This window comes from Lichenifustis flavocetrariae (assembly GCF_026130545.1).
In the GTDB taxonomy this organism is placed as follows: domain Bacteria; phylum Pseudomonadota; class Alphaproteobacteria; order Rhizobiales; family Beijerinckiaceae; genus Lichenihabitans; species Lichenihabitans flavocetrariae.
On sequence record NZ_JAMOIM010000179.1, the window covers coordinates 1 to 522 of the forward strand.

A 522-nucleotide genomic window follows, 5' to 3' on the forward strand; every position below is an offset into this window, starting at 1 on the left:
TCTACCTGATCTACCAGCAGATCCACCTGCTCGACACCCGCACTGGCCTGGCGCTCATCCTATGCATCGTTAACCTGCCGCTGGTGCTCGTGCTGCTAGTCAATGCCCTCAACGACCTGCCGATCGCGGTGGAGGAGGCGGCTCGCATGGACGGCGCCGACACGCTCGCCCTGCTGCTGACCGTGGTCCTGCCTCTCGCGGCGCCGGTCGTCGCCTCCGCGCTGATCCTCTCCTTCATCTATGCCTGGAACGAGTTCCTGTTCGGCCTGATGCTGACGACCGAGCGCGCCGTGCCGATCACGGTCGGCGCGTCCTTCTTCTTCTCGTCGAGCGGTGGCGGCATCCGTTGGGGGGTCGCCTCCGCCGTCATGGTGGTCAGCGTGCTGCCGCCGCTGCTGATCAGCCTCGTCGCCTACCGTTTCATCGGGCGAGCGCTGACGGCGGGCGCGGTCAAGGGATGAGGCTCAACGCTCAGGACGATGGACGGCATTGTTGAACCCGGCAATCCCGATCGAGCCACCC

At 66.1% G+C, this 522-nt stretch carries 1 protein-coding gene; it reads left to right on the plus strand.

Annotation, left to right across the window (positions count from 1 at the left end; translation table 11 throughout):
• A partial coding sequence (locus M8523_RS36535) for an ABC transporter permease subunit (RefSeq protein ID WP_282589682.1) occupies positions 1-461 on the plus strand: 461 nt, incomplete at its 5' end.
• Positions 462-522 lie beyond the last annotated feature (61 nt).